Source organism: Mesorhizobium sp. M1078, from assembly GCF_040318615.1.
Lineage (GTDB): Bacteria > Pseudomonadota > Alphaproteobacteria > Rhizobiales > Rhizobiaceae > Mesorhizobium.
The window spans coordinates 103,498-122,906 of record NZ_JAMYMP010000005.1 but is presented as its reverse complement, the minus strand read 5'-3'; the positions used below and the strand labels follow the sequence as shown (position 1 = coordinate 122,906).

The following is a 19,409-nucleotide window of genomic DNA, read 5'->3' as shown; positions in this document are numbered from 1 at the left end:
TCAATTCAGCTTAGGGTGAAGGCGGGGAATTTGAAGCTGCTGATCTCTCCCCTCGTGGGGGAGATCACCTAAACCGCAATCCTCGGCCGACCCGATGCAACCGCCACCACATGCGCTTCGATAAACATCCGTTGGGCCTCAACCGTAGACACCTTGAACTCGGTCGAAACGTCGATCTCGGCATTATCCGTGCCGGCATCCTTCGCGCGCGCGGCTACGATCGCCCGCACATCAGCCTCCGCTGCCGCGATCGCCTCGGCCTCGTCCGTGAAGTCGCGCACCGTTTGCCCCGACGCCAAACGAAACAAACCTTCCTTAGGCTGGCTGACGCGGGCTTCGGCCGAGACGCGGACCTGGCCGACGACGGCGCCGAGTGCGTTGGCGACGTCGGTATCCTCCGGCACAACGCACTCATTACCGACCAGCTCGGCCAAGCCGGCATAGTGCAGCGGCGCCGAGGCGCCGAGGCCGATGACCGGACGATCGAGCGCGACGCTGAGCCTTGCGATGCCGGGATGGGAATCGACGGCGCGCTGCACCAGCGCATGCGCGACGGTGGCGGCGCCATCCAGCCCGTCTTCAGCAAAGGCGGTCTCCAGAATGTATTCGGCCGACCAGCGCGTCAGCGTCAGCAGCACGCGTTCGGAAATCACCTCCGGAGACGGCGCGATGTACTGGCCGCGGCCGTCGCGCTTGCGGGCAAACAGTTCGGCGCCGAGCCGGGCCGCAAGCGGGTCCCAGTTGGCCTGCTTGCCGAGCACATGCGCGGCGTCCGAAGGGGTGAAGCCCGAGATATGCACAAGACCGCGCGAGACCAGCCGGTTCAGCGTGGCGTTCTGGGCGTTCGAGGTGAGCAGCCTGTCGATGGCGAGCGGCACGGCACCAATGAGTTCATACAGTTTCGCCTCGGGCGCGGTCAGGCCGGCGGCGAGCCTGTCCGGCACGCCCGTGCGCAGCGCAAAGCGGCCGTCCATGCGGCCGGGGTTGGGCGCCCTGAGCTGGCGCTCGAGCTCCGATGTCACGGAAACACCATGCATCATGCCGGCCAGCGCCAGCGGCACCAGGCGGCGCGGCCCGAGCAGGATTTTCGGGTTGAGCGCGCCATCTTCCAGTGCCACTTCGGAATCGCCGCCGAGGCCGAAAGTGCGCATGGCGACCGCCTCGACCATGGTGCGGAAGCCGCCGACGGTGGCGCCTTCGGGATCGAGCCGAGGACGGCCGCCGTCGAGCACGGCGACATCGGTGGTGGTGCCGCCAATGTCCGACACCATGGCGTTGTCCAGGCCCGTCATGTGGCGGGCGCCGACCAGGCTGGCGGCCGGGCCGGAGAGGATGGTCTCGATCGGCCGCTGGCGGGCAAACGCCGCCGAAACCAGCGCGCCATCGCCGCGCACCACCATCAAGGGCGCTGCGATGTTGCGGGCTTCCAAAAATCCTTCGGTTGCCGCCACCAGCCGGTCGATCATCGAGATCAGCCTGGCGTTGAGCAAGGTGGTGAGCGCGCGACGCGGACCGCCGAGCTTGGCCGACAATTCATGGCTGGCGGTCACCGGGAGGCCGGTCTTTTCGCGGATGAGGTCGCGCGCGGCGAGTTCATGCGCCGGGTTGCGGGTGGCGAAATAGGCGCAGACGGCAAAGCCCGACACCGAGGCGCCGAGTTCAGGGAGTGCTGCTTCCAGCCCCGACAGATCGAGCTTGGCCGCATTGCCGTGCACGTCATGGCCGCCCGGACAAAACACCACCGGATCGGTGCCGAGCGCCGTCTTCAGCCCGTCGCGCGCAAGGTCGGCCCCGGTAAAGCCGATCATGATGAGCGCCACACGCCCACCCTGGCCCTCGACCAGCGCATTGGTGGCGAGCGTCGTCGACATCGACACGAGTTTGATCGCGGCCGGATCGGTGGCCGATTTTCCCAGCACCGCATCGACCGCGCCGGAAATGCCGACGGCAAGATCGTGCCGCGTGGTCAGCGCCTTGGCCTTGGCCAGCACCTTGCCTTTTGGCCCGCCTTGTTCCGACCACAGCACGGCATCGGTATAGGTGCCACCGGTGTCGATACCGAGGAACAGGGGTTTTGGCTTGGCGGTCATGTCTGGCGGTCCGGGATTCTGCTCCCCCGCCCTTAGCCGATACGGCCCGGCGGATAAAGGCGGGAGAGGTGGGCCAGTTTGACCCTCGTCGCCGCTCATGCCCGCCAAACTTTGTAACGGTCACATTTTTTCATTGGTGCGTGGCCTGCCTTTGCGTGCACCATGCGCCGATCTCATCCCTTTCAGGACTTCGCCATGACCACGCTTCCCGGCATCGCCGACATCCATGCCGCCGCCGCGCGGCTCTCCGGCCTGATCGCCGAAACGACCTTGATCGAATCGCTGGAACTCAACAAACGCTTCGGCGGCCGCATCCTGTTCAAGCCGGAGACGCTGCAGCGCACCGGCTCGTTCAAGTTCCGCGGCGCCTACAACAAACTGTCTTCGCTGAGCGAAGAAGAGCGCAGCCGCGGCGTCGTCGCCTTCTCCTCCGGCAACCATGCTCAGGGCGTCGCCGCGGCGGCTGCCATGTTCGGCGTCAAGGCGGTCATTGCCATGCCGGCCGACGCGCCGGCGATGAAGATCGCCAATGTCCGCAAGATGGGGGCCGAAGTGGTGCCGTTCGACCGCTTTCGCGACGACCGCATGACGGTGGTGCGACCCTACATGGACAAGGGCATGGCGCTGGTGCCTCCTTTCGACGATCCGGCCATCATCGCCGGCCAGGGCACGATCGGTCTCGAACTGATGCGCCAGGCAAAAGCGCTCGGCGTCAGCCTCGATGCGGTCGTCATTCCCTGTGGAGGCGGCGGCCTGACGAGCGGCATTTCGATCGCCGTCAAGGATGCCTCGCCGGCCACAGCAGTCTGGGCCGTTGAGCCCGAGCATTTCGACGACACCCGCCGCTCGCTGATCGAAGGAAAAAGGGTTTCCAACGAGCCCGGCCACAGTTCGATCTGCGATGCCATCCTCACCGCAGAGCCCGGTGCCATCACCTTCGAGATCAACCGCAAGAACCTCGCCGGCGCCATCGCCGTCTCCGACAAGGCGGCCGCACAGGCGGTGCGCGACGCCATGGCCCATCTCAAGCTGGTGGTCGAACCCGGCGGCTGCGTGGCGCTGGCGGCGCTCTCGTCAGGCGAGATCGAACTGTCGGGCAAATGCGTCGCCGTCGTGCTGTCAGGCGGCAATGTCGATTTCACCACCTATGCCGAGATCATGGCCGCGGGCTGAGAACCGATATGGCAGACGCTGAGATAAGGGCGGCTCTCGATCGCCATTGGGCTGCCTCCGATGCCAATGATCTCGAGACGGAGCATCAGATCTATCGCGAGGACGCGGTGCTCGATTATCCGCAATCAGGCGAGCGCATCAGCGGACGGCACAACATCCAGTCGTCGCGCGCCACGCAGCCCAACCGGAAGCGCTTTGCCGTGCGGCGGATCACCGGGTCAGGCGACCTCTGGATCACCGAATATGTCCTGACCTATGACGGGATTCCGTCCTATACGGTGAGCATCATGGAGTCGGTCGATGGCAAGGTGGTTCGCGAGACACAGTATTTCGGCGATCCGTTCGAGCCGGGGCAGTCGCGCGCGCAATGGGTCGAACGGATACCTTGAAACACGGCGGCGGTAGCATGACCGGCCACCATCCGCTCGATCGTGCCGAACTGCCTGATGATACGGCCGATCTCGCCCGCTATCTCATCGGCAAGCTCGTGGTGCGGGAGCTGCCGGAAGGCATCGTCAGCGGCCGTATCGTCGAGACCGAGGCCTATGTCACCGGCGACGCCGCCGGGCACGGCTATCGCGGCATGACGCCGCGCAACCGTTCGCTGTTCCTCGGGCCCGGACACGCCTACGTCTACCTCGCCTATGGGGTCTCCTGGATGCTCAATGTCTCGAGCGAGGGGCCGGGCACCGGCACCGGCGTGCTGATCCGGGCGCTGGAGCCGCTCGAAGGCATCGCCATCATGCGGCTGAACCGGGGCGTGGAGCGCCTGCGCGACCTGGCGCGCGGGCCGGGGCGGCTCGCCCAGGCATTGCGGATCGACCGTTCGCTGGACGGCCTCGATCTGTGCCGCCAAGGCCCGCTATGGCTGGCAGCCGACGAGCACGAGCCCGGCGACATCGGCCAAGGCATCCGCACCGGCATCACGAAGGATGCGGACCGCCCGCTGCGGTTCTATGTCAGGGGCAGTCCGTTCGTCAGCGGTCCGCCATCGCTCAATTCCTGAACGCTCAGTCGAGCGTGCGCCTGAACCGCACCAATGCGACGCCGGCAAACAAGGCCACGAACCCGACCAGCCAGGCGATCTCGCCCGCAACCGCCGGCAGTTCGGCGCCCTTCAGCATCACCGCGCGGGTGATGCGCAGAAAATGCGTCAGCGGAAAAATCTCGCCGAAGGTCTGCGCCCAGCCCGGCATGCCGCGATAGGGGAACATGAAGCCGGACAAAAGGATCGACGGCAGGAAGAAGAAGAAGGTCAGCTGCAGCGCCTGCATCTGCGTGCGGGCGATGGTCGAGATGGTGTAGCCAAGCAGCACCAGCGCCAGCACGAACACCAGCACGGCGGTAAGCAGCAGCGACATCGAGCCGGTGAAAGGAATGGCGAACAGAAGCTTCGACGCCGCCAGCACCACCACCACCTGGACGCCGCCGACCACCAGATAGGGCAGCACCTTGCCCAGCATGATCTCGAACGGACTGGACGGCATGGCGAGCAGGTTTTCCATCGTGCCGCGCTCCGTCTCGCGCGTCAGCGCGATCGATGTCATCATCACCAGGGTCATCTGCAGGATGACGCCGAGCAGGCCGGGGACGATGTTGTATTGCGAGATGCCTTCGGGATTGTAGCGCTGGTGCACCACCACATCGAGCTGGCCCCTGGCGGTCTCAGTCGCCGCCTCCTGCATGCCTTGCGCCCGAAGCAGCGCCTGGCTGGCCACTTTGCTCAGCGTCGAGATGGCGCCGCTGGCGGCGGCCGGGTCGGTGGCGTCGGCCTCGATCAGGATCTGCGGGTTGTCGCCGCGCTCCACCCGGCGGCCGAAATCGGCCGGGACGGTGACGACGAAGGCGACATCGCCGCGCGCCATCAGGAATTCGGCAGCCTCGGCACTTTGCGCAACATGGTCGAAGCGGTAGTAGCCGGTCGTCTGCAGGGCCGCGACAATGGCGCGGGTGTAGGGGTCGTTGCTGGTCGCCACCAGTGCGGCAGGCAGGCTTTTGGGATCGTTGTTGATGGCGTAGCCGAACAGCACCAGCTGTAAAAGCGGCACGCCCAGCATCATGGCGAAGGTGATGCGGTCGCGCCGCATCTGGATGAATTCCTTGACCAGCAGCGCACCGAGCCTGGCGAAGGAGAAGACGCTGTTCATGCCATATTGTCCTTCGAGCCGGACATGAACTGGATGAACACATCCTCGAGGCTGGTCTCGCCGGGTTTTACGCTGACGCCCTTGTGCTCCTTCTCGACATCGGCAAGCGCCTTTTCGAGCTTTGCCTTGTCGGAGCCGACGACATGCAGCGTGGCGCCGAACGGCGCCACCTGGTCGACGCCCGGCCGCCCCTTCAGTGCATCGGCGACCTGATCGAGGTGCGGCCCCTGCAGCACGAAAGTGGTCAACCCGGCGTTCTTCACCACCTCATCCACCGTGCCGGTGGCCAGCATCTTGCCGTAGGAGATGTAGCTGATTCGGTGGCAGCGCTCGGCTTCGTCCATGTAGTGGGTGGACACCAGCACGGTCAGACCGCCGCTCGCCAGCCGGTGGATCTCGTCCCAGAATTCGCGCCGCGCCTTCGGATCGACGCCGGCGGTCGGCTCGTCGAGCAGCAGCAGCTTCGGCTTGTGCATGATGCAGGCGGCCAGTGCCAGCCGCTGCTTCCAGCCGCCCGACAGCGTGCCGGCGAGCTGGTTGCGGCGGCTCGTCAGGCCAAGCTCTTCCAGCGTTTTCGACACATGCTCCTCGACCGGCTTCAGCCGGTAGAGCCGCGCCACGAATTCGAGATTCTCGCCGATCGTCAAATCCTCGTAGAACGAGAATTTCTGCGTCATGTAGCCGACTTCGCGCTTGATGCGGAGCGACTCGGTGCGGATGTTGAAACCCAGCACCGTACCTTCGCCCTCGTCGGGCGTCAGCAGGCCGCACATGATGCGGATGGTCGTCGTCTTGCCGGACCCGTTGGGCCCGAGAAAGCCGACGATCTCGCCCTCGGCCACCGTCATCGTCACATGGTCGACGACAGTCTTGTCGCCGAAGCGCTTGACCAGGCCATGAACGTCGATGGCGTTCATTTTGCGGAGGCCGCCAGCTCGACATCGACGATCTGTCCCGGCTGCAGCGCTTGCGCCTTGCCCTCAGGCCGCGCCTCGACGAGGTAGACCAGCTTCTGCCGGTTCTCGAGCGAGTAGATCACCGGCGGGGTGAATTCCGGGTCGGGCGAGACATAGCTGACGCGCGCCTTCACCTCCGGCCCGCAGCCGTCGCAATGGACGACAAGCAGCGTGCCGACCTTGATCGACGAGAACGCACTTTCCGGGACATAGACGCTGAGCTTTACCGCACCGTCCGGCAACATCGAAATGACAGGCGCGGTCGGACCGGCGGTGTCGCCGGGATTGCGGATGACGTCATTGATGCGGCCGGGCGAGGGTGCCGCCAGCACGCGCTTCGACAGCCGCCACTCAGACTGCTTCAACGCCGACTGCGCCTGTTTGACCTGATTGTCTGCCGCCTTGATCGTTTCGGGACGCGCAGGCAGACCGCCGACGGCAAGGTTGGCCTGCGCCTGGCCGACCTGCGCATTGGCGGTCTCCAGCGTCGCGGCGGCGGTGTCGTAGTCGGCCTGCGTGCCGGCGCCACGCTTGAACAGGTCGGCGGCGCGGTCGTATTTGCGCTTGGCATCCGTGGCCTGGGCCTTGGCCATGTCGACCTCGGCCTTCAGCACCGCGATCTCCTCCGGCCGCTTGCCGATCTGCAGGTCGGCAAGCTGCGCCTGCGCCTGGGCGAGCGCGGCCCCTGCCTGGGCGACGGCGATTTTTGCGTCGGCGCTTTCGAGAGTCACCACCGGCGTGCCTGATACAACACGGTCGCCGCGCTTGACCGCGACGGTCTCGACCTGCGCCACTTCGATCGGCGCCAGCAAGACATAGTCGCCCTCGACATAGCCGACGGCAAGCGGCGCTGCCGGCGCGCAGGCGCCGAACAGCTGGGCCGCGAGCGGCAGGGAACAGAGAAAACTCATCGCTTGCCCTCCTTGCGGGCGACCGGATTTCGGGCCGCCAGTATGGCGCCAAGATTGCTTGTGACCGCCGCCACCACCTTGGCGGCTTCGGTGTTACCGATCTCGCGCCAGCCCATACGACGCATCACTGCTTCGCGGCCGATGCGGAAATAGATGACCTGGCCGATCAGCGTGAAGACCACGAGCTTGGTGGCCTCGCTTTCGGCCGGCTCGCCCGTCGCCTGTTCCCAGATCTGGCAGAGGCGGCGATGCGTCGGTTCGAACACCCCGTCATAGATGCGGTCGAGGGCGGCCGTCGGATGCGTCAATTCCCTAAGTACAAATTGTACGATATCGCCAGCTTCCGGCCGGGCGACGATAAATCCTACCATCCGCTCCAATGCGGTCGAGAGCTGCGCCCGCGCCGTCTCTGAACTGGCTTGACCTTGCAGCTGCATGCCGCCGAGCGCCTGGCCGGCAACCGCCTGGATGGTCTCGACGATGTGGTCGGCGGCGGCCCCGCGGAGCCCTTCCTTGCCGCCGAAATGATAGGCGATGGAGCCGATGTTGGCCTTCGCCTCCGCCGCGATCTCGCGCGTCGAGGTGCCGTCGAAGCCCTGCCGCCCGAACAGTTTGAGCGCGGCCAGCACCAGTGCGGCGCGCGTCTGCTCGGCGGGCGATGTCTCCTGGCGGGGCATTTTGTCGGGCGCGGATTTGATCATGTCGGCCTGTTTAATCAATCGATTGATTAAAGTCAAATTGATTATCTACGGCCGCTTGCCATGTCGAGCCGCAGACGCTTTAGTGCGCGGCCATGGGCAAGGAAGTCGAACGCAAGTTCCTGGTCTCCAGCGCCGAATGGCTAGAAATGGCCGAGGCGAATATACGCATTCGCCAGTTCTATCTTGCCGCAGCACCTGGCCGCACCGTGCGCGTGCGCATCAGCGACGGCAGTTCGGCGAAGCTGACGCTTAAATTCGGCAGCAAGATCCGCGAGCGCGACGAATACGAATATGAAATTCCTCTGACTGATGCCGAGGAGATGCTGGCCTTCGCCATCGGACATGTCATCGAGAAGACACGCCACCATGTTAGGCATCGCGGCTATCTCTACGAAGTCGATGTTTTCGGCGGGATCCTAGCCGGCCTTGTGGTGGCCGAACTGGAGACGCCGGAGGATGTACCTGACGAAATGCTGCCCGATTGGCTCGGCCGCGAAGTGACCGGCGAGCAGAGATTTTACAACGCGTCGCTCGCCCTAGAGCCGGATGATTTTAGGTCGGGTCGACCTAAAATCGGAATCCGGCTCTAATCAAAAGAGATGGAGCATGATGTCGTCCGAAAACCGCTTCACACTTTTCGGCATCATGCTCTAGGGGGATTCCGGAGATCGCCGCATGAGCTTTCGCATCGATCCGCGCCTGCCGCTGACCGGCGAGGTCAGGCGTATCCTTGGCGAGGAGATCGGCAAGGCGCTTGCCCATCTGGCCGTCGCGCGCGACCAGCCGGAGCAGGCATTGCACAAATGCCGCAAGCGGCTGAAGAGCGCGCGCGCCTTGCTGCGGCTGGTCCGTTCCGGAAATGAAACATTCTGTCGGACTGAGAACCAATGCTACCGTCAGGTGGCGGCGCTGCTTGCCGGGCCGCGCGAGGCGACCGCGCTGGTCGAGACCGTCGACCGGCTGGCAGCCGCCTTTCCCGAGCAGGTTGCCGGCGGCGGCCTCGACAGCGTGCGCGACCGGCTGATTGCCCGCCAGCATGAAATGCATGCCGGCGCCGGCCTCGACGCCGCCATAGGCGCGGCCACCGCCGCCTGCGAGGAAGGCCTCATCAGGATAGAGCGGCTGCTGCTCCCCGATCTGCCTGAGCATGCAGCCGATGTGCTTGCGGAAGGCGCTCGCAAGACCTTGCGCCGTGCCAGGAAGGCGCTGGACCGGGCGGGATCGCGCGGCGAAGCAGAGGATTTCCACGATCTGCGCAAGGCTGCCAAGACCCACTCGATGCATTTGTCGCTGCTCGGCCGGCTGTGGCCGACGCCGATCAAGGTGCGGCGCAAGGCGGTCGACGAACTGGGCGAAAGGCTCGGCGAACTGCACGACGTCTTCGTCATGCGCGTGTTGCTCGAGGCCGACGGTGAGCCGCTCGGCGATGCGCAGGACACAAGGCTTCTTGGCAAGCTTTTGAAGCGCTCGGAAAAAAGCCTGAAGAAGAGCTGCCTCGCCGGAGCGGCCGAGCTGTTCGGCGACAGCCCCAAGCGCTCGACAAAGAAACTCGCGCGCAATGTGCGCGACGACCTCGCCGGCCCGGTATTGTCGAAAGAGGTCCCGGTCGGTTGATCATGGCCGAGGACGTCACCTCGTGCTAGTCACACTTTACCATGACCGCGCCGCGCGACACGCTTCTCGACCGACTTGGCCGCTGGCTTGCCGGCCGGCTGCAGGACGAATCCTCGGGCTATGAGCCCTACACGCCGTCCGACGCCGAGACGTTGCGGCGCACGCTCGAACCCGGCGACATCCTGCTCATCGAAGGCAACCAGAAGATCTCCGCGGCCATCAAATACCTGACACAGTCGACCTGGTCGCATGCGGCCTTCTATATCGGCGATGCGTTGTCCGAACCGGAGGACGGATCGGAACGGCGTCGGCTGATCGAAGTCACGCTCGGCGAAGGCTGTGTCGCCGTGCCGCTGTCGCGCTACCGCACCTACAACACCCGTATCTGCCGGGCGAGCGGGCTGGCGCCGGAAGACCGCGACCATGTCGTCGCCTTCATGATCGGCAAGCTCGGCCTGAAATACGATCTCAAGAACATCTTCGACATGCTGCGCTTTTTCCTGCCGACGCCACCGGTGCCGGTGCGCTGGCGCCGCCGCATGCTGGCTTTCGGTTCCGGCGATCCGACGCGCGCCATTTGCTCGACGCTGATCGCCGAAGCCTATGGTGAGATCCGCTACCCGATCCTGCCCGAGATCACCCGCGCGCCCGGCCGCGCCTCGGCGCAGTCGAACTATTCGCGCCGCGAAATCCTGCACATCCGCCACCACTCGCTCTACACGCCGCGCGACTTCGACCTGTCGCCCTTCTTCCGCATCGTGAAACCGACGCTGGAATTTGGTTTCGACTACCGGGCGGTGACCTGGGAAGATAGGGCCGCTGAGGCGAAGGCCGCCGAATAGCAACCATTCAAACCGGCGCCGATGGCGAGTGGCGCCCTATGAGATCATTCGAGACAGTGTCGATGATCTCAGCGGAAAGCGTCGGATCGGGCACGACGCGGGAGAGGATCACCGATCCGACCATTTCCGCTAGGAATGCGATCGCGGCACTCCGCTTCGCGGCCGGGTCGCTTCCAGGCAGGAGTGAAATGATCAACGCGATATAATTGCTGACGATGCTTCCGAAGAACGATCGAAGCGCTGGATCGTCGTGCCGGGCGGCATCGGCCGCCAGTGCGGTGAGGCTGCATCCGTGCCCCGGATTGTCGCGATGATGGTCCGAGATGTAGTGGCGCACGAGCGTCTCAAAGGGAGTATCGGTCGAAGCGAGCCGGGCGGATAGATCGGCGCTCATGTCACTGAAGGCCCGCTGCATGGCCTGAACGATGAGGTCGTCCTTCGACTTGAATTGTCGGTAGAAGCCTCCGTGGGTAAGCCCGGCCGCGCTCATCAGATCGGCAATGCCGATCCCGTCGATCCCTTGTTCGCGGAAGAGCTTTGCGGCGGTATCGATGACCCGCTCTCGATTTAACTCGACCATCTCCTTGCTCACCTTCACGACCGCATCCTCTCCTATTGATGATGATCGACATATAAGACGTGGCGGAGGCGCTTGACAATGATTATGGCGGTCATTATCACCCAATGATTACGATCATAATCATTACGCAGGAAAGTTGAGATGACACAAGTTCAGTCGCGCGCCGAGAAGATCGCGCTGATCACCGGCGCTTCGGGTGGCATCGGGCATGCGGCCGGACTTGCGCTCATCCGGGCGGGGTATCGCGTGTTCGGCACCAGCCGCCGAGCTGCGCCCAACGAAGTGCGTCAGGGCATTCACATGGTCCCTTGCGACGTCACCGATGATGGGTCCGTCAGAGACGCCATCAAGCAAGTTGTCGCCCTCGCCGGCCGGATCGACGTACTGGTAAACAATGCGGGCCGCAGCCTGATCGGCGGCGCCGAGGAATCATCGGTCGCTCAAGCCCAAAGCCTGTTCGACATAAATGTCTTCGGCATCGTTCGCATGACCAATGAAGTGCTGCCCATCATGCGCAGACAGGGCGAGGGCCGGATCATCAACATCAGTTCGGTGTCCGGTTTCCTGCCGGGGCCATTCACCGCCCTCTACACCGCCACCAAACACGCAGTCGAAGGATATTCCGAGTCGCTCGATCACGAACTTCGAACGTTCGGCATCAGGGTTTCCCTTGTCGAGCCCGCCTTCACCCGCACCGGACTGGAAGAGAACGCCGAACAGCCTGACCGGATTTCCGGCGTCTACGAACAGGGGCGCTCAGCCATGAATTCGACCTGGCGCAACAGAATCGCGAGCGGCGATCCGGTGGAAGCCGTGGCCGACAAAGTGGTACAGGCAGCCACCGAAAAGACGCCGAGCATGCGCTATACGCCTGGCAAAACGGCAGGCCGTCTTCGCTTCATGCGGCGCTTCGTGCCCGAAAACATGTTCGACAAGAGCTTCCGCAAGCAGATGGGCGTGGCCGATTGATCTAAAATCACGGCATCGCCAGGCCAGTCCGGCAGGCGAGCCTCCTTTCGCCGAGGAGCGACGAATGAAGTCCTATTTGTGCAAATATATTCCGCCGCGTTCCGACTTTCTGGCAACGATGACCACCGATGAGGAAGAGTGGATGAAGCAGCACGGAGCATTCCTGGATGACCTGCTTGAAAAGAGGCTTATCGTCGCGCACGGCCCCGTGATGGACCCGGCTGGCGGTTATGGGGTGTCGCTCTATCGGATTGCCGATGATCTGGACATAGAGGCGATCACCTCGGAGGACCCGATCGTGAAGAATGGCGCCGGGCACTACGAACACCATCCGATGCTGCATTTGAAAACGCACGGCTAACCATTTCGACCAAACCGCATCGATGCGGCAGCGAAAGTCGCTCTCGAACGGGCCAGCTTTGCGCACGCTGGCGGGCGCGATCCTGTCGAGGTTTCTGGCGTCCATCCTGCCGAGGTGCAGGCGTCTCACATGGCGGCCTGCATCACGCCGAAACCGCAATAGCGCCCTGGTTTTCGGCTCTGTGTTCGACCCAGACATGGACCGGTTCGTCCCGGCCGCGGATGCTAACCGGTCCATGATCGCGCGCATTCAACTGTGTCGCGGGCGATTCCGCCTTCGCGGCCTCAACCAGTCGTGACCCAAAGCAAATATTCGCCTGAAGCTCACGGCAGAGCGCCTGCAAACGGCTGGCGACGTTGACGGTGTCGCCCACCACCGCGAAGGACAGATTGCGCTCGCTGCCGACCGCGCCGAGGACGACTGCTCCATATTGTGCACCGATCCGGACGTCCAGCGGCGGATATCCCCTGGACACACGCTGGACATTCCAGTCCTCGAGAGCGGCGATCATCGCTTCAGCGCACTGGATGGCCCTGGTCGCGTCGTCATGGCTGGCTTGCGGAACCCCGAAGGTCGCCATGATGCAATCGCCGATATAGTTGTCGACGGTGCCGTGGTGGTCGAAAACGACCTGCTCCATGCGACGGTGGAACTGACGCAGAAGTTCGAACACTGCTTCGGCCGGATGATCCTCGGAATAGTGTGTGAAGCCGACGATGTCGGCGAACAGCACCGCGATATCCTGCCGGCGGACCGGGCCGAAGGGCTCGTCATCCGTGGCGAGCTGGTCGACGACATTGGGCGAAAAATGCCGGGCGAGATTGGCGCGGGCGCGCTCCGCCTTGACATAGTCTTCCGACAGATGCCGGGAACGGGAGACGACCAGCGCCATGATCGCGCCGATAATCAGGACAACCAACACATTGGTCGCCTGCGCGAACGTATCGACGAAATTGGGGTTGAGATAGAGATTCAGTCGCTCTGTCATCGGCAGCGAATAGAGGTTCGTTGCCGGAATGACGGTTCCCGCATGAAAAACCACCCATCCCACCCCGATCGTCCACGTCAAGGCCGCGAGCGCGCCGAGATAGAGCGCCAATCGCGTCGAAAGGGTCAGCGCGCCAAGGCATACGAAAATCAGCAGGAATTTGAAGCTGCCCTCGCGCAGTTGCATCGCGGCCGGCGCGACCTCTTGGGCAAACGGGTTGGGCGTTACCAGCAGAACGGTCAACAGAATGATGTCCAGCGTACCGACGAGGTAACCGATCCACCATGGCGCGTTGCGACGGCGCGCAAAGCGAAACTGGATCAGGCCGACGAGCTGGAACAGCACGAGGCCTGCGAGCACGAAGAGCAGCGAGGCATCCCAGCGGCTGATCAACGAAAAGAAGCAGGAGATCACGGCGAGCGATGCCGTGCGCGCCCAGAACTGCAATGCAGCACCCTGGCGTTCTGCGCGCTCCCGCAAATTTTTCAGGCGCGAATAGCGGCGAAGTTCAAGTGTTGGCGCGGTCGGCATAGGATCACTTCGATTTTGCGGGGACGGTCACGCATTCGGCAAACCCGCCCCGTACAGTCTGGCAAATCAGCGCGCGAACTCTATCATGGTTTCGTTTTTGAAACGCGGCTGGCGCGTCAAGCCGGCAACGGGCGGCGTCCCTTTGCCGGAGCGGTGGGCCGGTCGGACGCACCGGCATCCCTGGGGTGCGGGCCGATCGGCATGATCGCCGGAAACGGGGTTGCGCCAAAAGCAAACGTCCATTTGTAGCCGGTCAGCCCGTCTTCCGGCGTCGTGTGCTGGTCGTGATGGGCGAGCAGTTTGGCGCGCTCGGCCAGTTCCTCCGCCTCGCGCTTCACCATCTCCGCCGTCTCCGGCCGCATCCGCCTGGAGAAAGAGACGAAGGTCGCTTCCCGCTCCAGATGGGTGATCGCCCAGCCGATGAAATTCTTGTTTGTCATCTCGAACAGCGGCCTGAGCGGCCCTTCGAAATTCCACTGGATCGGTGTGTCGACCAGCAGCCGTGCCGACAGCCCGCTGCCCAGCGCAATGAGGCCGAGCGCTTCGAGATCGCGCAGGTAGAGGAACATCGACGCTTCGCTCAAGCCCTGCGAGCGCATGACGCCCTCGGGCGTGAATTTCTCCGATAGCATGACGAAGATGAACAGCAACGCCGGCCGTCCGGCAAGCTTGCGCTCGACCTCCGGCGCGATGCGGTTGACCGGTCCCGGCCCCCGGTTCATCGACCCCAGCACGTTTTCCAGCTCGACGCCGGCGGCAGCGCAGATCCCGACGAGACGGTCGAGCTTGCAGTTGCGCTCGTGGAAGATGCGCTTGACCGTCGGCTCGGAAACGCCCATCCGCCCGGCAAGCTCACGATAGGTGACGCCCTTGGCCTTCAGCGTCCGCTTCAGCGCCTCGAAGATCAGGCTGTTCATGGAATGCACCTCTTTTGCGCCATTTCGTATCGGTTTCCGATACTAGCTCGAATCGTCCTTCCGGAAAAGTATCGAAACTCCTAGCTCTCCGCCATCCATCACAGGAGACCTGGCCATGAAAACCCTCATCCCCTCTATTTGTCTCGCCGCCTTCGCTATCGCGCTCGTGCCTGCGGCCGAGGCCGCCGAACTCTGGCGCGCCTCGGGCTTCGAGCAACCGGAATCGGCGCTGTTCGATGCCGCCAACCACCGCATCATCGTCTCCAACATCGTCGGCAATCCCGGTGAAGCCGACGGCAACGGCTATCTCTCGGTGCTATCGCTGGACGGCAAGGTCGTTAGCCGGCACTGGACCGCCGGCATGGATGCACCGAAGGGCTCGGCGATCTCCGGCGGCAAGCTCTACGTCGCCGACATCACCAAGGTGCGCATCGTCGATCTCGCCAGCGGCAAGCTCATCTCGACCATCGATGTGCCCGGCGCCGTTTTCCTCAATGACGTGACATCGGACAGTTCGGGCAAGGTTTATGTCACCGACATGCTTGCCGATGCGATCTACCGCATTGACGGCGACAAGCCGGAACTTTTCGTGAAGGATGCGAAGCTCGCCGCACCCAACGGCATCTTTGCCGATCGCGACCGGCTGATCGTGGCGTCCTGGGGCAAGGGCATCAAGCCGGACTTCAGCACTGCCGCGCCCGGGGGCCTGCTGTCGGTCGATCTCGCGACGAAAGCCGTGACGCCGCTGCCTGGCGCACAAAACTTTGCCGACCTTGATGGCGTCGTCGCCATCGGCGACAGCATCTACGCCACCGCCTACATGACCGGCAGGCTCTATCGCTACAAGGTTGGCGGCACGCCGGAGGCTGTGGCGCAGTTCAAGCCGGGTAGCGCCGACATCGGCACCGACGGCAAATCCGTGATCTATGTGCCGCTGATGAACGAAGGCGAGATCGCGGTGCTGAGCCTGGACTGACGGCGCACACTTGCCGGCTCAGCCAGCGGGCGCGGCTTTGAGTTGCGCCCGCGAATCCTTGATCGAGGCGGCAAAGGTCACCAGCGGCCGCTTGACGCCGTGGTTGATCAGCATGCGCCGTGTCTGCGGCGAGGCACCGGCGATGATGAAACGCACCCCTGCGCGCTTCGCCTTGTGCGCCGCGCCCTCGATGACATTGGCCGCGGTGGAATCGAAGAACGGCACCGCCGAGCAATCGAGGATGAAGTTCTTGCGCTGGTCGGCGATGCGGTCGAGCACCGTGCCGACAGTCGAGGCGGCGCCGAAGAAGAAGGCGCCGGAGATGCGATAGACGACGGTCTCGACGTCGCTTGCCTCGCTTGCATCGTAGGCGCGGCCGCTGCTGTCGGCGACATCGTCCTGCACCAGCGGCAAATCCGCCTCCACGGCGATCGACTTGGCCATGCGGTCGATGAACAGGATCGAGCCTAGCGCGAAGCCGACGACGATGCCTTCGGTGAGATCGCGGAAGACGACGATCAGGAAGGTTGCCATCAGCACCAGGGCGTCGCCGCGCGAAGCGCGCAGCAACGTGGCGAAGGCCTGCTTCTCGAACATGTTCCAGCAGACAACCGCCAGCACCCCGGCAAGGGCGGCAAGCGGGATGTAGCTGGCCAGCGGTGCGGCCACCAGCATGAAGACCAGCAGAAAAAGCGAATGCAGCATGCCGGAAACCGGCCCATGCGCGCCGGCCCGCACATTGGTGGCGGTGCGGGCGATGGTGCCGGTGGTGCAGATGCCGCCGAACAGGGCAGACGCGATGTTGGCAAAGCCTTGCGCCACCAGTTCGCAATTGGAACGGTGACGCCGCCCGGTCATGCCATCGGCGACCACGGCCGAGAGCAGCGATTCGATGGCACCGAGCAGCGCAAAAGCCACCGCATCCGGCAGCACCGCAAGCGCCTTGTCGAGGTTGAGTGCCGGCAGTGCCGGCAACGGCAGGCTGCGCGGAATGCCGCCATAGCGCGTGCCGATCGTTTCCGCCGGCAGCGAAAGCAGCGCCACGACAAGGGAGGCCAGTCCGACGGCGATCAGCATGCCCGGCCAGCCGGGCCGCCAGCGCTTCACCCCCACGATGGTGGCGATGGTCAACGCCGCCACCAGCGTCGCCGAGATGTTGAGCGTGCCGGCCGCGTGGCCGATCGCGATTAGTTTCGGCAGCAGCGGCCCGGGCTCCGGCCCGGCAAGCCTCAGCCCGAACAGTTCGACGATCTGGCCGGAGAAGATGATGATCGAGATGCCGGCGGTGAAGCCGACCGTCACCGGGTAAGGGATGAATTTGATATAGGTTCCGAGCCGGAGATAGCCGATGGCGAGCAGGAAGATGCCGGCCATCATCGTCGCCAGCAGCAGTCCGTCGACGCCTTCGCGCTGCACCGTCGCCGCCACCAGCACGATGAAGGCGCCGGCCGGGCCGCCGATCTGGAAGCGGCTGCCGCCAAGCGCCGAGACGATGAAGCCGCCGACAATGGCCGTGAACAGGCCGCGCTCCGGCGTCACGCCCGAAGCAATCGCAATCGCCATCGACAGCGGCAACGCGACAATGGCGACGGTCAGCCCGGCCATGAAGTCGGCCTGGAACTGCGGCAGGCGGTAACCTTCGCGCCAGACCGTCACCAGCTTGGGCGTGAACAGCTCTGAAAATGTCGGCTTTGCCGACTTCTGGGCCGGTTGATGCACTGCCCGCCGGATCTGATCCATGGACTGCCTTCCGCTTGCGTGAAGGCGGCGGGATCGTCGGCAGGACTGTCGGCGGTCGCCGTCGCGACTATATGCCGGCTCAGCCTTGCGGGTTCGGCGGCGCGACCGGCTTGAGGCGCACGCCCCGGCCGCCGCGCTCGCTGGTCTGGTTCTCGCCGATGAGCTCCACCCCGGCCTCGTCGAGAGCCTGGACAACCTTCATCAGCGTATCGACCACACCCCTGACCACGCCGTCACTCGCTTCCATGCGCTGGATTGTCGGAAGCGAAACGCCGGCACGCTCGGCGAGTGTCTTCTGATCGATGCCGGCCAGCGCCCTCGCGGCGCGCATCTGCGCGGCAGTGATCATCGGTCGGAACCCCCGTCTGAGTCTGCGGAGACGACGTGTAATACAATCATAGTGATGTTTCAACCATCATAAAGCATACATGAAACATGATCTCTCCACAAAGCCGGATGGCGGGATACGGGATGAGCATGCTACGTTACCGCCTTGGCTCTTATTGGCGGGGAAATATCCGTTGAAGATTTTCAGGACCTTGACTACGTCGGCAGCCTTGCTGTCGGCGGTTTTTCTGCTGGCAGGCTGCGGACACGGGCTGATCAACCGGCTGATTTGAATGTCGCTCCGGATCGTCAGTCTTCGGGCTCGTTGCCATCGGCCACCGCCTTGTTCCGCTGCAGCATTCGCGCCGCCAGCCAGCACAGCGTCGCCCAGGTGAAGCCGGCGCACCATCCCGCCAGCACGTCGGAAGGCCAGTGGACGCCGAGATAGACGCGGCTGACGCCGACCAGCAGCGTTAGCAGCACCGCCAGGCTGAGGACATAGATTTTCGTCGTTCGTCCCGGCAGGAAGCGCGCTGCCAGCGAGCCCAGCGTGAGATAGGTCACCGCCGACAGCATGGCGTGGCCGCTGGGAAACGACAGCGACGTCTCGTTGGCCAGGTGCGAGACAAGATCGGGGCGCGGCCGGTCGACGCCGGCCTTGAGCAAGGTCGACAGCAGCTGCCCGCCGGCCACCGCGACAAAGATCAGCAGCGCCGTCCTCGGCCTGCGGATCAGCAGGAGGTAGACGATCACCGCCGTTACGATCAGCACCAGCACGCTGGAGCTGCCGAGGCTGGTGATGTCGCGCATCGCGCCTTCCAGCCATGCCGGGCCGACGGGAACATCCGGCTGACCCACTTTTCGGAAAGCGAGCAGGATCTCAGTATCGAAAGCGTGCGGCGTGGTGGCCCGCGCCACCTCCATCAGTTCCTCGAAGCCCCACAGCCCGGCGGCTATCACCAGCCCGGCCAGCAGCACCGGAAATTCAAGCCAGTTGGTGAACGCACGCGGGGTCTTCATCGGACTACAATCGCCCCTGCAGGTAAGGCCCGAGCGAGATCAGCACCACCGCCGCGATGGCCAGCACGATGCCGGTCGCCTGCAAGGCGTTGACGCGTTCGCCGAAGAACACCAGCGCCACCACATTGACCGCCACCAGCTGGATCACCGCCGACAGGCTGAACGACACCGACATGCCGAACTCACGAACCAGCCGCAGCATCATCAGATTGCCCGCCGTATAGAGCGCCAGTGTCAGCACGATCTTGCCAAGGCTTGGCGCCAGCCCCCATTGCTTGGCCGCGATGGCCGCCAGCAGGAAGATCACCGTCGAAATGACGAGCTGCGCCAGTCCCCAGAAACTCACTTTTGTGCCTCGCTGTCCTTTGTGGCAGCTCTTGTTTCGCAAGCGTGGCGGCACGTCAAGCAGACTGCGGCGGAACAGGCCACGGCCGAGGTGCTGAATGAATGGCAGCGCGATCGCGGTCTGACTGCCACGCTCGGTCGGATTCGTGCAAACCCAGGCAGCTGCGCTCAAGCATTAGAAAAGAATGGACTTTTAAACATGGCGTCCTACGTCTTCTGGA

The 19,409-nt window shown here is 64.0% G+C and carries 22 protein-coding genes; 10 read left to right on the top strand and 12 right to left on the bottom strand.

The window, feature by feature from the left end:
- Window positions 1–68: 68 nt before the first annotated feature.
- Entirely contained in the window at window positions 69–2,090 is a 2,022-nt protein-coding gene (locus NKH38_RS09690; protein ID WP_023696059.1) for a hydantoinase/oxoprolinase N-terminal domain-containing protein, read from the bottom strand.
- Window positions 2,091–2,285: 195 nt separating this feature from the next.
- Here NKH38_RS09690 and NKH38_RS09685 point away from each other — a divergent pair, with 195 nt between their 5' ends.
- Genes NKH38_RS09685 through NKH38_RS09675 form a run of 3 tightly spaced genes read left to right on the top strand, consistent with a single transcriptional unit; the run spans window position 2,286 to window position 4,269 of the window.
- Window positions 2,286–3,263 carry a threonine ammonia-lyase gene (locus NKH38_RS09685; protein ID WP_023681285.1) on the top strand — a complete coding sequence of 326 codons (978 nt, stop codon included), beginning with the start codon at window positions 2,286–2,288 and terminating at the stop codon, window positions 3,261–3,263.
- Window positions 3,264–3,271: 8 nt separating this feature from the next.
- Window positions 3,272–3,652 carry a nuclear transport factor 2 family protein gene (locus NKH38_RS09680; RefSeq protein ID WP_352759636.1) on the top strand — a complete coding sequence of 127 codons (381 nt, stop codon included), beginning with the start codon at window positions 3,272–3,274 and terminating at the stop codon, window positions 3,650–3,652.
- A 17-nt stretch (window positions 3,653–3,669) separates the two neighbouring features.
- Window positions 3,670–4,269, top strand: a complete 600-nt coding sequence (locus tag NKH38_RS09675) for a DNA-3-methyladenine glycosylase (RefSeq protein ID WP_352759639.1) — start codon at window positions 3,670–3,672, stop codon at window positions 4,267–4,269.
- A 4-nt stretch (window positions 4,270–4,273) separates the two neighbouring features.
- On the opposite strand, the gene NKH38_RS09670 is transcribed toward NKH38_RS09675, so the two are convergent.
- Genes NKH38_RS09670 through NKH38_RS09655 form a run of 4 tightly spaced genes read right to left on the bottom strand, consistent with a single transcriptional unit; the run spans window position 4,274 to window position 7,978 of the window.
- The gene (locus NKH38_RS09670; protein ID WP_352759641.1) at window positions 4,274–5,410 is read right to left on the bottom strand and encodes an ABC transporter permease; all 1,137 of its coding nucleotides are present in this window, start codon (window positions 5,408–5,410) and stop codon (window positions 4,274–4,276) included.
- Window positions 5,407–6,327 carry an ABC transporter ATP-binding protein gene (locus tag NKH38_RS09665; RefSeq protein ID WP_023703846.1) on the bottom strand — a complete coding sequence of 307 codons (921 nt, stop codon included), beginning with the start codon at window positions 6,325–6,327 and terminating at the stop codon, window positions 5,407–5,409. The genes NKH38_RS09670 and NKH38_RS09665 overlap by 4 nt, the downstream gene beginning before the upstream one ends.
- Window positions 6,324–7,277, bottom strand: a complete 954-nt coding sequence (locus NKH38_RS09660; RefSeq protein ID WP_023703847.1) for an HlyD family secretion protein — start codon at window positions 7,275–7,277, stop codon at window positions 6,324–6,326. The genes NKH38_RS09665 and NKH38_RS09660 overlap by 4 nt, the downstream gene beginning before the upstream one ends.
- Window positions 7,274–7,978, bottom strand: a complete 705-nt coding sequence (locus NKH38_RS09655; RefSeq protein ID WP_023703848.1) for a CerR family C-terminal domain-containing protein — start codon at window positions 7,976–7,978, stop codon at window positions 7,274–7,276. The genes NKH38_RS09660 and NKH38_RS09655 overlap by 4 nt, the downstream gene beginning before the upstream one ends.
- Before the next feature lie 92 nt (window positions 7,979–8,070).
- Between NKH38_RS09655 and NKH38_RS09650 the strand changes: the two genes are divergently transcribed.
- The 3 genes from NKH38_RS09650 (at window position 8,071) to NKH38_RS09640 (ending at window position 10,434) form a co-directional block, all read left to right on the top strand.
- Window positions 8,071–8,568 carry a CYTH domain-containing protein gene (locus tag NKH38_RS09650; protein ID WP_023681278.1) on the top strand — a complete coding sequence of 166 codons (498 nt, stop codon included), beginning with the start codon at window positions 8,071–8,073 and terminating at the stop codon, window positions 8,566–8,568.
- A gap of 85 nt (window positions 8,569–8,653) precedes the next feature.
- Window positions 8,654–9,592, top strand: coding sequence for a CHAD domain-containing protein (locus tag NKH38_RS09645; RefSeq protein WP_023703849.1), 939 nt, complete (start codon window positions 8,654–8,656; stop codon window positions 9,590–9,592).
- Window positions 9,593–9,633: 41 nt separating this feature from the next.
- On the top strand, window positions 9,634–10,434 hold the full coding sequence (locus NKH38_RS09640) for a C40 family peptidase (protein WP_023681276.1): 801 nt from the start codon (window positions 9,634–9,636) through the stop codon (window positions 10,432–10,434).
- Between the two features lie 7 nt (window positions 10,435–10,441).
- Here the strand turns inward: NKH38_RS09640 and NKH38_RS09635 are convergent, their stop codons facing one another.
- On the bottom strand, window positions 10,442–11,032 hold the full coding sequence (locus NKH38_RS09635) for a TetR/AcrR family transcriptional regulator (RefSeq protein WP_023728784.1): 591 nt from the start codon (window positions 11,030–11,032) through the stop codon (window positions 10,442–10,444).
- Window positions 11,033–11,155: 123 nt separating this feature from the next.
- On the opposite strand from NKH38_RS09635, the gene NKH38_RS09630 reads away from it, so the two are divergent.
- Window positions 11,156–11,983, top strand: coding sequence for an oxidoreductase (locus NKH38_RS09630; RefSeq protein ID WP_023673282.1), 828 nt, complete (start codon window positions 11,156–11,158; stop codon window positions 11,981–11,983).
- Between the two features lie 64 nt (window positions 11,984–12,047).
- Complete coding sequence (locus NKH38_RS09625; protein WP_023703852.1) at window positions 12,048–12,344, top strand: YciI family protein; 297 nt, start codon at window positions 12,048–12,050, stop codon at window positions 12,342–12,344.
- Window positions 12,345–12,486: 142 nt separating this feature from the next.
- Here the strand turns inward: NKH38_RS09625 and NKH38_RS09620 are convergent, their stop codons facing one another.
- Window positions 12,487–13,863, bottom strand: coding sequence for an adenylate/guanylate cyclase domain-containing protein (locus tag NKH38_RS09620; protein ID WP_023696065.1), 1,377 nt, complete (start codon window positions 13,861–13,863; stop codon window positions 12,487–12,489).
- A 116-nt stretch (window positions 13,864–13,979) separates the two neighbouring features.
- Window positions 13,980–14,780: a helix-turn-helix domain-containing protein gene (locus NKH38_RS09615; RefSeq protein ID WP_023714447.1), complete on the bottom strand. Its 801-nt coding sequence runs from the start codon at window positions 14,778–14,780 to the stop codon at window positions 13,980–13,982.
- Window positions 14,781–14,895: 115 nt separating this feature from the next.
- Between NKH38_RS09615 and NKH38_RS09610 the strand changes: the two genes are divergently transcribed.
- Complete coding sequence (locus NKH38_RS09610) at window positions 14,896–15,756, top strand: SMP-30/gluconolactonase/LRE family protein (RefSeq protein WP_023714446.1); 861 nt, start codon at window positions 14,896–14,898, stop codon at window positions 15,754–15,756.
- An 18-nt stretch (window positions 15,757–15,774) separates the two neighbouring features.
- Here the strand turns inward: NKH38_RS09610 and NKH38_RS09605 are convergent, their stop codons facing one another.
- Window positions 15,775–17,496: a SulP family inorganic anion transporter gene (locus tag NKH38_RS09605; protein ID WP_352759651.1), complete on the bottom strand. Its 1,722-nt coding sequence runs from the start codon at window positions 17,494–17,496 to the stop codon at window positions 15,775–15,777.
- 79 nt (window positions 17,497–17,575) lie between these two features.
- A complete protein-coding gene (locus NKH38_RS09600; RefSeq protein ID WP_023687514.1) occupies window positions 17,576–17,845 on the bottom strand; it encodes a helix-turn-helix domain-containing protein in 270 nt (89 codons plus the stop codon).
- 79 nt (window positions 17,846–17,924) lie between these two features.
- Between NKH38_RS09600 and NKH38_RS09595 the strand changes: the two genes are divergently transcribed.
- Window positions 17,925–18,116, top strand: a complete 192-nt coding sequence (locus tag NKH38_RS09595; RefSeq protein ID WP_155924000.1) for a hypothetical protein — start codon at window positions 17,925–17,927, stop codon at window positions 18,114–18,116.
- 16 nt (window positions 18,117–18,132) lie between these two features.
- Here the strand turns inward: NKH38_RS09595 and NKH38_RS09590 are convergent, their stop codons facing one another.
- Entirely contained in the window at window positions 18,133–18,843 is a 711-nt protein-coding gene (locus tag NKH38_RS09590) for a phosphatase PAP2 family protein (protein ID WP_352759655.1), read from the bottom strand.
- Window positions 18,844–18,847: 4 nt separating this feature from the next.
- Entirely contained in the window at window positions 18,848–19,189 is a 342-nt protein-coding gene (locus NKH38_RS09585; protein ID WP_023681268.1) for a hypothetical protein, read from the bottom strand.
- Window positions 19,190–19,409 lie beyond the last annotated feature (220 nt).

Excerpts from the sequence above, each read along its gene's own strand:
- NKH38_RS09645 (WP_023703849.1), top strand. The coding sequence starts at position 8,654 with ATGAGCTTTCGCATCGATCCGCGCCTGCCGCTGACCGGCGAGGTCAGG.
- NKH38_RS09590 (WP_352759655.1), bottom strand. The coding sequence starts at position 18,843 with ATGAAGACCCCGCGTGCGTTCACCAACTGGCTTGAATTTCCGGTGCTG.
- NKH38_RS09625 (WP_023703852.1), top strand. The coding sequence starts at position 12,048 with ATGAAGTCCTATTTGTGCAAATATATTCCGCCGCGTTCCGACTTTCTG.
- NKH38_RS09665 (WP_023703846.1), bottom strand. The coding sequence starts at position 6,327 with ATGAACGCCATCGACGTTCATGGCCTGGTCAAGCGCTTCGGCGACAAG.
- NKH38_RS09655 (WP_023703848.1), bottom strand. The coding sequence starts at position 7,978 with ATGATCAAATCCGCGCCCGACAAAATGCCCCGCCAGGAGACATCGCCC.
- NKH38_RS09610 (WP_023714446.1), top strand. The coding sequence starts at position 14,896 with ATGAAAACCCTCATCCCCTCTATTTGTCTCGCCGCCTTCGCTATCGCG.
- NKH38_RS09685 (WP_023681285.1), top strand. The coding sequence starts at position 2,286 with ATGACCACGCTTCCCGGCATCGCCGACATCCATGCCGCCGCCGCGCGG.
- NKH38_RS09615 (WP_023714447.1), bottom strand. The coding sequence starts at position 14,780 with ATGAACAGCCTGATCTTCGAGGCGCTGAAGCGGACGCTGAAGGCCAAG.
- NKH38_RS09600 (WP_023687514.1), bottom strand. The coding sequence starts at position 17,845 with ATGATCACTGCCGCGCAGATGCGCGCCGCGAGGGCGCTGGCCGGCATC.
- NKH38_RS09650 (WP_023681278.1), top strand. The coding sequence starts at position 8,071 with ATGGGCAAGGAAGTCGAACGCAAGTTCCTGGTCTCCAGCGCCGAATGG.
- NKH38_RS09630 (WP_023673282.1), top strand. The coding sequence starts at position 11,156 with ATGACACAAGTTCAGTCGCGCGCCGAGAAGATCGCGCTGATCACCGGC.
- NKH38_RS09605 (WP_352759651.1), bottom strand. The coding sequence starts at position 17,496 with ATGGATCAGATCCGGCGGGCAGTGCATCAACCGGCCCAGAAGTCGGCA.
- NKH38_RS09620 (WP_023696065.1), bottom strand. The coding sequence starts at position 13,863 with ATGCCGACCGCGCCAACACTTGAACTTCGCCGCTATTCGCGCCTGAAA.
- NKH38_RS09640 (WP_023681276.1), top strand. The coding sequence starts at position 9,634 with ATGACCGCGCCGCGCGACACGCTTCTCGACCGACTTGGCCGCTGGCTT.
- NKH38_RS09680 (WP_352759636.1), top strand. The coding sequence starts at position 3,272 with ATGGCAGACGCTGAGATAAGGGCGGCTCTCGATCGCCATTGGGCTGCC.
- NKH38_RS09670 (WP_352759641.1), bottom strand. The coding sequence starts at position 5,410 with ATGAACAGCGTCTTCTCCTTCGCCAGGCTCGGTGCGCTGCTGGTCAAG.
- NKH38_RS09690 (WP_023696059.1), bottom strand. The coding sequence starts at position 2,090 with ATGACCGCCAAGCCAAAACCCCTGTTCCTCGGTATCGACACCGGTGGC.
- NKH38_RS09675 (WP_352759639.1), top strand. The coding sequence starts at position 3,670 with ATGACCGGCCACCATCCGCTCGATCGTGCCGAACTGCCTGATGATACG.
- NKH38_RS09595 (WP_155924000.1), top strand. The coding sequence starts at position 17,925 with ATGAAACATGATCTCTCCACAAAGCCGGATGGCGGGATACGGGATGAG.
- NKH38_RS09660 (WP_023703847.1), bottom strand. The coding sequence starts at position 7,277 with ATGAGTTTTCTCTGTTCCCTGCCGCTCGCGGCCCAGCTGTTCGGCGCC.